Source organism: uncultured Desulfobulbus sp. (assembly GCF_963662935.2).
In the GTDB taxonomy this organism is placed as follows: Bacteria; Desulfobacterota; Desulfobulbia; order Desulfobulbales; family Desulfobulbaceae; genus Desulfobulbus.
Genome location: NZ_CAXXTL010000002.1, coordinates 378,257 through 391,226, shown reverse-complemented (window position 1 = coordinate 391,226; position 12,970 = coordinate 378,257). Strand labels below are relative to the sequence as shown.

Here is a 12,970-nt window from a genome sequence, read left to right as displayed (position 1 = left end):
GATATGGAAATACAGATCCCCACGGGAATCAAAGGCAAGGAAGAGTTGGTGGTTGCATTTGAAGATACTGCCGCCCGCTACGGTAGCGGCCTGGTCGAGGTGTATGCAACCCCGGCAATGGTTGCCCTTATGGAAAAAACCTGTCTCACCTCGGTGCTGCCCTTTCTGCCCGAAGGCTTTGGCACGGTCGGTGTTAAAGTGGATATTACCCATAGCAAGGCAACCCCGGTCGGCATGAAGGTGACCTGCGAATCGACCTTGGTCGAGGTTGATCGCCGCCGGTTGGTGTTCGAGCTGCTGGCCTCCGACGAGAAAGGCGAAATCGGTCGTGGGCGGCACGAGCGCTTCGTTATCGATACCCGCAAATTTATGGAAAAACTGTAAGGAGCATCCTGTTTCCGGTCAGAGCCGGATATTTACTCCGGCGGGGTGTTGTAGCGGCTCAGTACACCGCAAATCATGTCGGGCAGGTCGTTTTTCTGTCGGGAACTGCGCTGAATCTGCTTGAGGCATTTTTCAAAGGTGAGGGGTTCGCCGAGGAAAATGTGCCTGAGGATGAGCGAGATCAGGCGGGTGATGGTGGTTAGGTTGGAGATGCGTGACTGCAGTTCGTGATCGCGGTCAAAGGCAGTCGATGCAAAGATCTCCACGGGTTTGCCGTTGACCTCGCTCACCGAGAGATACCATTTGTTGCGGTCGCGGTCGATGGTTCGGTAGCGCTTGCCGTCGAGCACCTCAGGCAATTCCGCCTCGCTTTCAATTGATCGGTGGACCGCTTCCGGCAGTATCGGTTCGTTGCGGTAGCGCAGCCACAACTGTTTGACCACCTCGGGCTGTTCTTGCACGGCCCGGGCAAGAACCTCGCAGTAGTGACAGAGTTGATCCGTTTGCTGGGGTTGGTCGTGCTGGCGGTCGCAGATCGTACAGAGGGGACGGGATGGCTCGGATTTCACGATGCGGCTCCACAGAGATTGAGGGTCGGTTGCCGGGACGATCATGCCCCTTGTCGCCTGTCAAAATACAACGACGGTAAAAAAAGACAAGCAGTGATGTCGCGACGCTCCAGTTGCCCCTTGGGATTATTCCCCGCCAGGTTGTCGGCTCCCCTCCCACCTCTATCCCCTGTCTCGCCCGATCTTCATGGCGGGCCGGAGCCGGTCCTTCCGCCTTTTCCCTTGCACATTCAAGCGGGCTTGGTAAAATCTGCCATTTCGCGTACAGCCCGGCCAGTTTAATTTCTATTTTGACAGATCGAGAAGAACGATGGATTACAGGGAATCACTGAACCTGCCGCAGACCAAGTTTAAGATGAAGGCTAATCTGACCCAGCGGGAGCCGATGGTGCTCAAACGCTGGGAGAAGGAAAAACTCTATGAGAAGCTGCAGCAGGCGGCCGCTGATCGGCCACTGTTTGTCCTCCATGACGGCCCTCCTTATGCCAACGGCAACATCCACCTTGGCACCGCCTTCAACAAGGTGCTGAAGGATATCATTCTTCGCTCCAAGCGGATGGCCGGTTTCAAGGCCCCATACATCCCCGGCTGGGACTGCCACGGCCTGCCCATCGAGCATAATGTCGATCTGGAGCTGGGCGCCAAAAAACAGACCATCTCTATCCTTGGCAAACGCGCCGCCTGCCGCAGCTATGCCGAAAAATGGATCAAAACCCAGCGCGAGCAGTTCAAGCGGTTGGGGGTGCTTGGTGATTGGGGCAACCCCTATTTAACCATGAGTTTTTCTTATGAGGCGGTCATCGCCCGGGAATTTAACAAGTTTCTTCTTTCCGGCGCGGTCGTTCGTTCAAAAAAACCAGTCTACTGGTGTGCCACCTGCGGCACTGCTTTGGCCGAGGCCGAGGTCGACTACGCCGATCACACTTCGCCCTCAGTCTATGTCAAATTTCCGGTGAGCGATGATCTCGGGACAGTGGCTCCGGAACTGGCGGGCCGCAAGGTCTCGGTGCTCATCTGGACCACCACGCCCTGGACTTTGCCGGCCAACATGGCGGTCGCCTTTCATCCTGATTTTGAATATGCCGCTGTTGCCGTGGGTGATGAGGTCTGGATTCTGGCCAAGGAGCTGGTTCCGTCGTGCATGCAGCTGTTCGCTATCGATGCGTATACCATCCTCGCCACCTTCTCCGCCACCGGCCTGGAGAGGAAGCGTTGTCGTCATCCCTTCATGGAGCGCGACTCGTTGATGGTCCTGGCTGATTATGTCACTGCTGATTCGGGAACCGGTTGTGTCCATACCGCTCCCGGTCACGGCGCCGACGACTATCTCACCGGCCTGCGCTACGGCCTGGAGGTAATGTCGCCGGTGAACGACGAGGGGCGGTTCACGGCGGATGCCGGCAGGTACGAGGGCCAGCAGGTTCCGCAGGTCAACCGGCAAATCATCGCTGACATGGCCGCCGAGGGTTCGCTGGTCAAGGATATGGCGATCAGGCACAGCTACCCGCATTGCTGGCGCTGCAAGGAGCCTGTGATGTACCGGGCCACAGCCCAGTGGTTCATCTCCATGGAGAATCTGCACCTGCGCGACAAGGCCCTGCAGGCGATCAAGGAGGTGAGCTGGACCCCGTACTGGGGGCAACAACGAATCTATGGCATGGTCGAGTCCCGGCCCGACTGGTGTCTGTCCCGGCAGCGGACTTGGGGTGTGCCGGTGACGGTGCTGAGTTGTGTTGACTGTGGCGAGATTCTGAAAAACGAGGCGGTCTGCGCACGGATCGATGCACTTTTTGGCAAAGAAGGGGCCGACGCCTGGTTTAAATACGAGGCCGGTGATTTTGTCCCCGAAGGCGTTACGTGCTCCTGTGGCAGCCGTGCATTCAAGAAGGAATCCGATATTCTCGATGTCTGGTTCGATTCTGGCACCAGTCATGCGGCGGTCCTGGAAGAGCGAACGGAACTGCGCTCACCGGCGGATCTCTATCTGGAGGGTAGCGACCAGCACCGCGGCTGGTTTCAATCTTCCCTGCTCACCTCGGTGGGCACCAGGGGGCGGGCTCCTTATAAAAGCGTGCTCACCCACGGTTACGTAGTCGATGGCCAGGGCAAGAAGATGTCCAAATCCGTGGGCAATGTCGTGGCGCCGCAGGAGGTGATCGACCAGTACGGGGCCGAGGTGCTGCGTCTCTGGGTGGCCAGCGAAAATTATCAGGATGATGTCAAGGTATCCGACGAAATCCTCAAGCATGTCTCCGACGCCTACCGCAAGATGCGCAACACCCTGCGTTTTTTGCTGAGCAACCTCTATGATTTTGATCCGGACAAGGACTCGGTGGCCCCGTCGGCCATGCAGGAGATCGATCGCTGGGCTCTGACCAAGTTTGCCGAGTTGAACAAACGCATCACACTGGCCTACGAGCGCTACGAATTCCATGCGGTTTATCACGGGCTGCACAATTTCTGCGGCACCACGATCTCCAGTCTCTATATGGATGTGCTCAAGGACCGGCTCTACTGTTCGACACCGGACGGCCCGGAGCGGCGGGCGGCGCAGACCGTGATCTACCGGATCCTTGATGGGCTCTTGCGTTTGATGTCGCCGATCCTCTGTTTCACCACAGCCGAGGCTTGGGAACATCTCCATGATTTGGGTCAAGAGGCTTCGTTGGAGCGTTCGATTTTCTTTGCTGATTTCGCCAGCGTCGATGATATTGAGAAAAATGAAGCCTTTGACGAGCGTTGGGATAAACTGCTGACCTTACGGGGTGCCATTACTCGGGTTCTGGAAGGGGCGCGGCGGGACAAGGTGATAGGTCTTTCCCTGGATGCGGAGGTGGTGCTGAAAGTGAGCGGCGAATGGGCCGGTTTTCTTGCAGACAGCCTGGATCAGTTGCGTGAACTCTGCATTGTTTCCAGTTTGCGTCTGGCCGAGGAGGCAGCAGACGATGGCGGGCTGACCTTTGTCGAGGCGGAGGCCCTGCCCGGTATCCAGATAGCCGTCCGGCCGGCACCCGGAGTCAAGTGTGAACGTTGCTGGACAATCGCCACCACGGTCGGCGAAGATCAAGAGCATCCTGCTCTCTGCGCACGCTGTGCCGCTGTGGTTCGGCAGTTGGCCGGATGAAGCACCGTACTCGGATGCTCTCCTTTTTTTCCGTCATCGCAGCGGTTATCTGTATCGATCAGGCGGCCAAGATTTGGATTATGGATCATTTTGCCCTCTTTGAGAGCAAAATGATCCTGCCCGATCTCTTCAATCTGACCTATCTGACCAATAACGGTGCTGCCTTCAGTATTCTGGCCGGGCAACCAGCTCTCTGGCGTCAAATCTTTTTTGTCGGCGCTGCCTGCGCGGCCCTGGTTTTTATCTGGATTGCCCAGCGGAGTTTCGGCCGCCGCAGCGGTGTGTACTCCGTGGCCCTTGCCCTGATTGCGGGTGGGGCCATCGGCAATCTCATTGATCGGATCCGCCTCGGTTTTGTGGTCGATTTCCTCGATTTCTATATCGGCCGTCATCATTGGCCGGCCTTTAATATCGCCGATTCCGCGATCACCATTGGCGTCACCCTCTTTATTCTTAAGAATCTCCTGTTCGATCGGCAGCAGCCAGGCCAGGGTTCGTAACTTTTTTGTCATCAACACATGAAGAAAACAGCTATTCTCTTTCCGGGACAAGGGTCCCAGTTTATTGGTATGGGGCAGACGTTCGTTCATCAGGATCCGGAGGCCTCGGCCCTGATGGATCTGGCCGAAAAAATCTCCGGTTTCCCGATTCGCACCCTCTGTTTTGATGGACCGCTGGAAGACATGACCCGGGTACTCTATCTGCAACCAGCCCTGACGGTGATTAATCTTATCTGCTGGCAGCAGTTGCTCACCTTGCTGCCGGGCTTTCGGCCGGCCTTTTTTGCCGGGCATAGCCTGGGCGAGTATTCCGCCCTCCATGGTGCCGGGGTGTTGACCCTGGAGGACACCCTGGCTTTGGTCACCAAGCGTGGCGAACTGATGGAGCGGGAGGGCGCGCTGCATCCCGGCGGCATGCGGGCGGTGGTTGGACTGGGCATCGAAGAGGTCGAGGGCATCTTGGCCGGCTTTTCCGGTCCCGGTGTGGCGGTGGTGGCCAACCATAACACCGCCTCCCAGATCGTGCTCTCCGGTGACATGGTTGGGTTGGACGCTGTTGGCGAACAGTGCGCGTCTCATGGGGCCAAGGTGATTCCGCTCAAGGTGAGCGTGGCCAATCACAGCCCGCTGGTTGCCGGTGCGGTCGAGGACTTTGCCGCTTATATGCAGGGTGTCACCTTCCACCGACCTGAGATTCCGGTGCTGTTCAATGTCACCGGTGGGGACGAAACAGATCCTGCCGAAATCAAGGCCATCATGGCCCGGCAAATAGCCTCCAGGGTGCGCTGGCTGCCGATCATTGAGCGGATGATAGCCGAAGGTGTCGAGGTGATCGTCGAGTTAGGCCCGAAAAATGTTCTGACGGGAATGATGAAGAAAATTTTACCGAAAAATTCGCCAATTACCTGCATGCAGGCCGACACACCGGAAAGCCTGGCCAAGGTGGCTGAGCTATTGGCTGGGTGATAAGCACCTGGACCACCATGGTTTTCTTCTCGCTTGACAAGAGCTGGCATGTCGGGTATTAATCGCCTTTTTCTCGTAGGCAGAACCGAGGCGGGGCGTGTTTCAACTTTTTGTCTGAAGTCATTGCGTATTGAACACTCAAGAGAAACATGTTTGAGAATTTAACCGACCGTTTAGAAAGCGCGTTTAAGAAGTTACGCGGCCACGGCAGGCTGACTGAAGAGAATATTCAGGAGGCCATGGGCGAGGTCCGCACAGCGTTGCTCGAGGCGGATGTTAACTTTGGTGTCGTTAAGGAATTCATCGCCGCGGTCACCGAAAAGGCCATCGGCCGGGAAGTGCTGACCAGTCTGTCCCCAGGCCAGCAGGTGGTCAAGATAGTCCACGACGAGTTGGTCGAACTGCTCGGTAGCCAGGCGCAGCCCCTAAAGCTTGACGGCCGACAGCCGGTGGTTATTCTGCTGGCCGGTCTCCAGGGTTCGGGAAAGACCACCACCGCTGCCAAACTGGCCAGGCAGCTTAAGGAAAAAGGACGGTCGCCTCTGCTGGTTCCTGCGGACGTCTACCGGCCAGCGGCCATCGAGCAGCTGCAGGTGCTTGGCCAACAGGTTGGAGTTCCGGTTTTTGCCTCAACCACCGAACAGAAACCGGTGGACATTGCCCGTCTGGCACTGGCTGAGGCCAACGCCAAACAGTACGACACCGTCATCATCGATACAGCGGGTCGGCTTCATGTCGACCAAGCGCTGATGGCAGAGTTGCAGGAGATCAGTCGGGCGGTTCCCCTTTCCGAGGTGTTGTTTGTCGCTGACGCGATGACCGGGCAGGACGCTGTCACCGTTGCCGACAAGTTCAACACCGATCTCGAGATTACAGGTGTCATCCTCACCAAGATGGAAGGCGATGCCCGTGGCGGGGCGGCCCTGTCGGTGAAAAAGGTGACCGGCAAACCGATCAAGTTCGTCGGTGTCGGCGAATCGGTCGAAGCTCTGGAAGTCTTTCATCCCGATCGTGCTGCTTCCCGTATTCTCGGTATGGGCGATGTCCTGTCGCTCATTGAAAAGGCCGAGGCGGTCGTCGATCAGAAGAACGCCGAGCAACTGGCCAGAAAAATTCAGAGGAACGCCTTCACCTTGGAGGATTTTCTCGATCAGATCCAACAGATCAAGAAGATGGGCAGCTTGGAGCAGATCATGGGGATGATCCCCGGGATCAACAAGCTCAAGCAGATTAAGGATGCGCCCAAGCCCGACCAGAAGGAATTGGTTAAGACAGAGGCCATCATCCGCTCCATGACCCTGAAAGAGCGCCGCAACCATAGAATTATCGATGCCAGCCGGCGGGTGCGTATTGCCAAAGGGTCGGGGACTTCGGTCGCCGAAGTGAACCGGGTTCTGAAAAGTTATGCCATGATGCTGAAAATGATGAAGAATATGAAAGGCAAAGGCATTATGACCAGCGGCAAACACCGCAAGCGCCCCAAGGGGCTTACTCGATAAATTCGATTGTATTTACTCAACAACGTCCGGCAGTCTGTGCTGCTAGGGCGATATCCACCGGAGGATAGAGAACAATGGCAGTTCGTATTCGTTTGACCAGAAAAGGTAGAAAAAAACAACCGTTTTACCGTATTATCGTCGCCGACAGCCAGGCACCTCGTGACGGCAAATTTCTTGATATCGTCGGCACCTATGACCCGATGCAGAATCCGGCGGTTGTCAAAATCGACAACGAGAAACTTGACAGCTGGATGAAAAAGGGCGCCAAACCAACGGAAACCGTTGAGAGCCTGATCCGGAAATATGTTCCCGGAGTGGTTGTTGCGGCATAAATGAAAGAACTGATTGAGTTTGTTGCCGGCAAGCTGGTTGACCATCCTGACCGGATTGAGGTGAACCTGCATGAAGAAGACGAGAATGTCACCATTGAATTGCGGGTCGCCCAGGAAGACTTGGGCAAAGTGATCGGTAAACAGGGGCGGACTGCCAGAGCGATGCGGGCGGTGCTGGCCGCTTCACTGGCCGGTGACGGTAAGCGCACCCGGCTTGAAATCATCGAATAGTGACTTCGAGCGTTCCTGGACCGGAAAATACTTTTGTCCTGCTCGGCACTGTGAGCAAGCCGCATGGCATTCGCGGTGAACTGAAGGTTCGACCGGTTACGGACAACCCGAGCAATCTTTGCCGGTACCGGCGGTTGTTTTTGGCCTCCGAAGACGGGCAGAATAAAGTTGAATGCACCAATGTTCATGCGCGAGTTAACGGCAAAACCGTTATTCTCAAGCTGGATGAGTGCACAGACAGAAACGGGGCGGAACAGTTCGTAGGCATGCAGGTTTTGCTGGCAAGCTGCGATTTACCGCCTGTCGGGGCTGATGAATTTTATCTGCACACCCTGGAAGGCAAGCGGGCAAAAACCACTGCTGGCCAGGTGCTCGGTACGGTCAGTGGTCTGCTCAACAGTGTGCAGGATGTGTTCGTTATCCGAGATGGCGAACTCGAATATTTGATTCCGGCCGTACGGGAATTCATTGCCGCTGTCGACGAGACTGAAATCGTGTTTGATCTCCCCCCGGGTTTACTCGAGATCAACAGATAAGAGCAGATAACCGGTTGATGATTTTTTCTGTCCTGACGATTTTCCCTGATTTTTTTGTTTCCCCCCTGCAGGAGGGAATCGTCCGACGGGCCTTGAACGAAGGGAAAATTCAGGTCGGTATCTATAATATCCGGGACTATGCCCTGGATAGGCATCACATGACCGATGATCGACCCTTTGGCGGCGGAGAAGGCATGGTGATGAAGCCTGAACCTCTGGCAGCCTGCCTGAAAGCTGTGAGTCGCGAAGAATGCTCTTCTCGGGTGATCCTGTTGTCGCCCAAAGGAGAACGCTTCAGCCAGCAACAGGCACAGCGGTTGGCCCGATACGATCATCTGGCTTTTATTTGTGGCCGCTATGAAGGGGTCGATGAGCGTTTCCGCCACAAATATGTCGATGAGGAACTGTCCATCGGCGATTATGTTTTGACCGGTGGCGAACTGGCCGCGCTTGTTGTCGTGGATGCGGTCTGCCGTCTTCTTCCTGGTGTACTCGGGTGCGAAGCTTCGGCGCTTAATGACAGTTTTAGCTGCGGTTTACTGAAACACGGGCAATACACCCGTCCACGGATTTTTGAAGGGGCTGCGGTTCCGGATGTTTTGCTCTCCGGTGATCATGCGGCCATTGACCGCTTCCGGTTGGTCGAGTCAGTGCGGCTGACCTTGGAGCGTCGACCGGAGCTTTTAGCAGCAACACAATTCACGCCGGCCGAAAAGAAAATTTTAAAGCGGGAAGGGCTGTACAGCCGGATTGAAACCATTGTTAAGGAAAACAGAGAATCCCGGAGTTCAGGTTGATGTCGCCCTGGTTCATTATCCGGTCAACAATCGCAACGGTGAAACCATTGGCTCCGCCGTGACCAACCTTGATCTGCATGATATTGCCAGAGCTGGGAAAACCTACGGGGTCGGCACGTATTGGGTCATTACGCCCTTCAAAGAACAGCAGGAACTGGCCGGGCAGATCGTCGGCCACTGGACACACGGTTACGGTGCCGTCGTCAACCCCGACCGAAGCAGTGCCCTGTCGATCATTTCTGTCTGCGCAAGTTATGCAGATGCCTTGTCCGGGGCAACGAAAAAATTCGGAGAGAAACCGTTGGTACTCGCCACCTGTGCCAACATGCAGGACAATACTTTAGAATATGCCAAGATTCGCGAAAGAATTTGGTATGGGGAACCCGTGCTGTTACTCTTCGGCACAGCTTGGGGCTTGAGTTCCGATATGCTGGCAACAGTGGATGGCGTGTTGCCGCCACTTTGCGGATCTACCGGGTTCAATCATCTGTCAGTACGGTCGGCGGCATCGATCATCCTCGACAGACTTCTTGGTGTGCACGACAGTGTGGAAAGTTGAGGAGATAGACAATCACCCCCAAGCCGGTGTGGTTGAAACGATATAAACGGAGTAAGTAGTTTTTTCTGGATGATTTGGAGGCATCCTTCGGCGGGTAAACCGTTACCGGTGACCAGCCGTAAATGAGCGAATATGGCAATGAATCTATTGGACAAGATCGATATGGAACAAATGCGCTTTGATCTACCCGAGTTCCGTCCCGGCGACACCGTTAAGGTGCACATCCGGATCATGGAGGGGAACAAGGAGCGGGTGCAGGTGTTTCACGGCGTGGTCATTAAGCGGAAACGTGGTAAAATGAATGCCACTTTTACGGTGCGTAAAATTTCCCACGGAGTCGGTGTGGAAAAAACCTTCGCCCTGCATTCGCCGAGGATAGAGAAAATCGAGGTGGTTACTCTTGGTCGTGTCCGCCGGTCGCGTCTGTTCTATCTGCGCGAGCGTCGTGGTAAAGCAGCACGTATCCGTGAGCGCGGCATTATTTAAGAGAGTTTCTCGTCCCTGTTTACGTTTTATGTCGTGGGGACGGACTAATGATTTTACCAGGCAGCGCCTGGCGATAATCATCACGGTTATCGCCAGGTGACTCCGGGTACTCCACAGCGGTCCTTTTTTCCTCTCTGTCCGTTGTCCTTTTGGAAGCATGGGCTAGAGCTATGATTCCATGCGTTTCTTCTCTTTTCACCCGTGTATCATCCTCTCCGTCTGATACTTTTTTTTTCGAACGCGAATTATACCGTCAAGGATTGACTCTCGTCGCCGGTGTTGATGAGGCTGGCCGGGGGCCGCTTGCCGGTCCGGTGGTGGCTGCTTGCGTCATTTTGCCCCAAAATTGCGCCTATCAGGTCTTTCGGGATTCCAAAAAATTGACTAGCCGGCAACGTGATCAGCTCTTTGAGGTCCTCCAACACAATGGTGCACAGATCGGCGTCGGCCAGGCCGGACCTCGGGAAATTGAAGAACTCAATATTCTTCAGGCATCCCTCCTGGCGATGAAAAGAGCCTTGGCCGACTGCACCGCCGCCAACAACGGCTGCCCGCCTTCGTACGTCTTGGTGGACGGAACTTTTACGATCCCGGTAGCGGTCAATCAATTGCCCCTGGTCAAAGGGGAATCCAAAAGTGCCTCTATTGCCGCTGCCTCGATTATCGCCAAGGTGACCCGGGACAGACTCATGGCAGAGGCTCATCGCCACTACCCTCAGTATGGTTTCAATCGCCATCAGGGCTATCCCACCAAGGAACATCGGCAGGCGATCAGTTGCCACGGGCCATGTCCTTTCCATCGTCGGACCTTTCGGGGTGTTGCTGAATTTTTCGCTGCTAAGATGCCAGTCCCTGCACCAACCCAGCATGGATTGTGGTAAATGACTCGCTGGTACCGTCTTTTTAAGAACTGAATGGGCAGGGAGGCAACGCCGTGTTGTTGAAGAAAAAAAATGAAACAGCCACCACTGCCCGCCTCGGTGAATCTCTTGCTCTTCAGTTTCTGATCGGCAAACGCTATGCAATTGTTGAAAAAAACTATCGAAAAAAATACGGTGAGGTTGATATTATTGCCCGGGATGGGGCTACGCTGGTGTTTGTCGAGGTCAAGACCCGTCATTCCACGATTTTTGGTACGCCTTTTGAAGCGGTTGATGCGCGCAAACAGCGGCAACTCTCAAAAATTGCCCAGGAATATCTCCAAACTCACCAATTAGGCGAAGCGTCAGCCAGGTTTGATGTGATCGCGGTCCTGCTTGATCGGGGCAATCGGCCGGCGGTGATCGATCACATGAAAAATGCTTTTGATTTTGTACTGTAAGGAAGAGTCATGACGAGCCCAGCAAAGAAGAATTTGGCCCCAGTGACTGTGACTATGGGATGTCCTGCGGGCATCGGCCCGGAGATCATCTGTCGGCTTTTTTGCCGGGACTCCAGAGCCCGAGTAAGCCAGTATGTCGTGGTTGGTGACGGCAATGTCCTGCGTCAGGCAGCCGAACGCCTCGGTTGTTCCACGGATATTGTCTCCTGGCAACCTGGTCAACCTATTGCTAGAGGGACGCTGCCGGTTCTTCAGGTGGGGGCTCCCTGGACCGAGCCGGTGCGCTGGGGCCAGCCTGATATGGCAACCGGTCGGGCCATGGGCCGGTACATAGAGGAGGCGGTCAGGCTTATCCGATCCGGTTACTGCAGCGCCTTGACTACCTGTCCGATCAGCAAAAAGAGCCTGCAGCTGGCTGGCTATCCGTATCCGGGCCATACCGAAATGCTGGCAGCCCTTACCCAAACCGCCAGGGTGCGGATGATGATGGCCGGTCCTCGCCTAAAGGTAGTGCTGGTCACCATTCATGTAGCCGTGCGCCAGGTTAGCGATCTCCTGACGAAAGAGGAGGTTGTGGATTGTATTGCCATGACTAGGGCCGCTCTGCAGCGTGATTTTGCCATTGCCGCGCCCCGGATAGCAGTGGCCGGTTTCAACCCCCATGGTGGTGAAGAGGGCCTCTTTGGCGATGAAGAGGCCCGGATCATCGCCCCCGCCATAGCGGCATCCTCCGGTCAGGGGGAGATCAGTGGCCCCTGGCCCCCGGATACAATTTTTCACAAGGCAGCCGCCGGGCAATACGACGCGGTCATCGCCATGTATCACGACCAGGGACTCATTCCCTTTAAGCTCCTTCATTTTCAGGACGGCGTCAATGTCACCCTTGGGCTGCCTCTGGTCCGCACCTCCGTCGATCATGGCACGGCCTATGATATCGCCGGAAAAAACCTGGCCGACCCTTCAAGCTTGGCTGCCGCACTGTCCATGGCGCAAACCATAGTCGCCAATCGAGATCATTGGAGCGCTTTATGAACACAGGATTGTTGATTGCCTTTGAAGGCATCGACGGTACCGGGAAATCGACGCAGCTGCCGTTGCTGGCTGCTTATTTACGTCGTCAGGGATGCGTCGTGGTCGAAACCAGGGAGCCGACCAGTGGTCCCTATGGTCAGCAGATCCGCGCTCTCTACCAGAACCGGAATCAGGTCTCGCCGGAACAGGAATTAGATCTGTTTTTGCTGGACCGTCGGCAGCATGTTGCGGAATGCATCCTCCCGGCCCTCGCCCAAGGGGCGATAGTCCTCACTGACCGCTACTATTTTTCCACCGCAGCCTACCAGGGGGCTGCCGGCTGTGACCCTGCAACTATCTTCGCCCGGCACGATTTTGCTCCTGAGCCGGATTTGGTGCTGCTGCTTACGCAAACCCCGGTGGAGAGCGTGGCCCGGATCCGGGACCTGCGTGGTGAGAAGCTCAATGATTTTGAGCAGCAGGAGCAACTGGAAAAAGTGGCTGCCCTCTTTGCATCCTTTCCTCACGGTTGTATAGTGCGCATTCATGCCGCTCGACCGGTGGCGGAGGTGCACTCCTCCATCCGTGAGGCGATTTTGCAACTGCTCGTGACCAAAGGTGTGCGATGTTCTTGATGACTTTCTTTTGCCGTCAA

The 12,970-nt window shown here is 55.6% G+C and carries 16 protein-coding genes; 15 read left to right on the top strand and 1 reads right to left on the bottom strand.

Annotation, left to right across the window (positions count from 1 at the left end; translation table 11 throughout):
* The first annotated feature begins 3 nt into the window (after positions 1-3).
* Positions 4-384: a thioesterase family protein gene (locus ACHZCX_RS06100; RefSeq protein ID WP_319586350.1), complete on the top strand. Its 381-nt coding sequence runs from the start codon at positions 4-6 to the stop codon at positions 382-384.
* 32 nt (positions 385-416) lie between these two features.
* On the opposite strand, the gene ACHZCX_RS06095 is transcribed toward ACHZCX_RS06100, so the two are convergent.
* The gene (locus ACHZCX_RS06095; RefSeq protein ID WP_319586349.1) at positions 417-953 is read right to left on the bottom strand and encodes a hypothetical protein; all 537 of its coding nucleotides are present in this window, start codon (positions 951-953) and stop codon (positions 417-419) included.
* A gap of 310 nt (positions 954-1,263) precedes the next feature.
* Between ACHZCX_RS06095 and ileS the strand changes: the two genes are divergently transcribed.
* The 14 genes from ileS (at position 1,264) to tmk (ending at position 12,950) form a co-directional block, all read left to right on the top strand.
* Entirely contained in the window at positions 1,264-4,077 is a 2,814-nt protein-coding gene (ileS, locus tag ACHZCX_RS06090; RefSeq protein WP_319586348.1) for an isoleucine--tRNA ligase, read from the top strand.
* Entirely contained in the window at positions 4,074-4,577 is a 504-nt protein-coding gene (gene lspA, locus ACHZCX_RS06085) for a signal peptidase II (RefSeq protein WP_319586347.1), read from the top strand. The genes ileS and lspA overlap by 4 nt, the downstream gene beginning before the upstream one ends.
* An 18-nt stretch (positions 4,578-4,595) precedes the next feature.
* Positions 4,596-5,543: an ACP S-malonyltransferase gene (locus tag ACHZCX_RS06080; RefSeq protein ID WP_319586346.1), complete on the top strand. Its 948-nt coding sequence runs from the start codon at positions 4,596-4,598 to the stop codon at positions 5,541-5,543.
* A 149-nt stretch (positions 5,544-5,692) separates the two neighbouring features.
* Positions 5,693-7,042, top strand: coding sequence for a signal recognition particle protein (ffh, locus tag ACHZCX_RS06075; protein ID WP_319586345.1), 1,350 nt, complete (start codon positions 5,693-5,695; stop codon positions 7,040-7,042).
* A gap of 74 nt (positions 7,043-7,116) precedes the next feature.
* On the top strand, positions 7,117-7,374 hold the full coding sequence (gene rpsP / locus ACHZCX_RS06070; protein WP_319586344.1) for a 30S ribosomal protein S16: 258 nt from the start codon (positions 7,117-7,119) through the stop codon (positions 7,372-7,374).
* Complete coding sequence (locus tag ACHZCX_RS06065) at positions 7,375-7,605, top strand: KH domain-containing protein (RefSeq protein ID WP_319586343.1); 231 nt, start codon at positions 7,375-7,377, stop codon at positions 7,603-7,605.
* Positions 7,605-8,141 carry a ribosome maturation factor RimM gene (gene rimM, locus ACHZCX_RS06060; RefSeq protein ID WP_319586342.1) on the top strand — a complete coding sequence of 179 codons (537 nt, stop codon included), beginning with the start codon at positions 7,605-7,607 and terminating at the stop codon, positions 8,139-8,141. The genes ACHZCX_RS06065 and rimM overlap by 1 nt, the downstream gene beginning before the upstream one ends.
* A 17-nt stretch (positions 8,142-8,158) precedes the next feature.
* Positions 8,159-8,938 carry a tRNA (guanosine(37)-N1)-methyltransferase TrmD gene (trmD, locus tag ACHZCX_RS06055; protein WP_319586341.1) on the top strand — a complete coding sequence of 260 codons (780 nt, stop codon included), beginning with the start codon at positions 8,159-8,161 and terminating at the stop codon, positions 8,936-8,938.
* Positions 8,901-9,497 (top strand): RNA methyltransferase, encoded by a 597-nt coding sequence (locus ACHZCX_RS06050; RefSeq protein WP_319586340.1) that lies wholly within the window; start codon positions 8,901-8,903, stop codon positions 9,495-9,497. Before trmD ends, ACHZCX_RS06050 begins: the two co-directional genes overlap by 38 nt.
* Positions 9,498-9,635: 138 nt before the next feature.
* Positions 9,636-9,983 carry a 50S ribosomal protein L19 gene (gene rplS / locus ACHZCX_RS06045; protein ID WP_319588720.1) on the top strand — a complete coding sequence of 116 codons (348 nt, stop codon included), beginning with the start codon at positions 9,636-9,638 and terminating at the stop codon, positions 9,981-9,983.
* Positions 9,984-10,243: 260 nt separating this feature from the next.
* Positions 10,244-10,864, top strand: coding sequence for a ribonuclease HII (locus ACHZCX_RS06040; protein WP_394708769.1), 621 nt, complete (start codon positions 10,244-10,246; stop codon positions 10,862-10,864).
* Between the two features lie 53 nt (positions 10,865-10,917).
* Positions 10,918-11,304, top strand: a complete 387-nt coding sequence (locus tag ACHZCX_RS06035) for a YraN family protein (protein ID WP_394708768.1) — start codon at positions 10,918-10,920, stop codon at positions 11,302-11,304.
* A 9-nt stretch (positions 11,305-11,313) separates the two neighbouring features.
* Positions 11,314-12,336, top strand: coding sequence for a 4-hydroxythreonine-4-phosphate dehydrogenase PdxA (pdxA, locus tag ACHZCX_RS06030; protein ID WP_319586337.1), 1,023 nt, complete (start codon positions 11,314-11,316; stop codon positions 12,334-12,336).
* Positions 12,333-12,950 (top strand): dTMP kinase, encoded by a 618-nt coding sequence (gene tmk, locus ACHZCX_RS06025; protein ID WP_319586336.1) that lies wholly within the window; start codon positions 12,333-12,335, stop codon positions 12,948-12,950. The genes pdxA and tmk overlap by 4 nt, the downstream gene beginning before the upstream one ends.
* The last annotated feature ends 20 nt before the right edge of the window (positions 12,951-12,970 follow it).

Excerpts from the sequence above, each read along its gene's own strand:
- rpsP (WP_319586344.1), top strand. The coding sequence starts at position 7,117 with ATGGCAGTTCGTATTCGTTTGACCAGAAAAGGTAGAAAAAAACAACCG.
- pdxA (WP_319586337.1), top strand. The coding sequence starts at position 11,314 with ATGACGAGCCCAGCAAAGAAGAATTTGGCCCCAGTGACTGTGACTATG.
- tmk (WP_319586336.1), top strand. The coding sequence starts at position 12,333 with ATGAACACAGGATTGTTGATTGCCTTTGAAGGCATCGACGGTACCGGG.
- ffh (WP_319586345.1), top strand. The coding sequence starts at position 5,693 with ATGTTTGAGAATTTAACCGACCGTTTAGAAAGCGCGTTTAAGAAGTTA.
- ACHZCX_RS06065 (WP_319586343.1), top strand. The coding sequence starts at position 7,375 with ATGAAAGAACTGATTGAGTTTGTTGCCGGCAAGCTGGTTGACCATCCT.
- ACHZCX_RS06080 (WP_319586346.1), top strand. The coding sequence starts at position 4,596 with ATGAAGAAAACAGCTATTCTCTTTCCGGGACAAGGGTCCCAGTTTATT.
- trmD (WP_319586341.1), top strand. The coding sequence starts at position 8,159 with ATGATTTTTTCTGTCCTGACGATTTTCCCTGATTTTTTTGTTTCCCCC.
- rplS (WP_319588720.1), top strand. The coding sequence starts at position 9,636 with ATGAATCTATTGGACAAGATCGATATGGAACAAATGCGCTTTGATCTA.
- ACHZCX_RS06100 (WP_319586350.1), top strand. The coding sequence starts at position 4 with ATGGAAATACAGATCCCCACGGGAATCAAAGGCAAGGAAGAGTTGGTG.
- lspA (WP_319586347.1), top strand. The coding sequence starts at position 4,074 with ATGAAGCACCGTACTCGGATGCTCTCCTTTTTTTCCGTCATCGCAGCG.
- ileS (WP_319586348.1), top strand. The coding sequence starts at position 1,264 with ATGGATTACAGGGAATCACTGAACCTGCCGCAGACCAAGTTTAAGATG.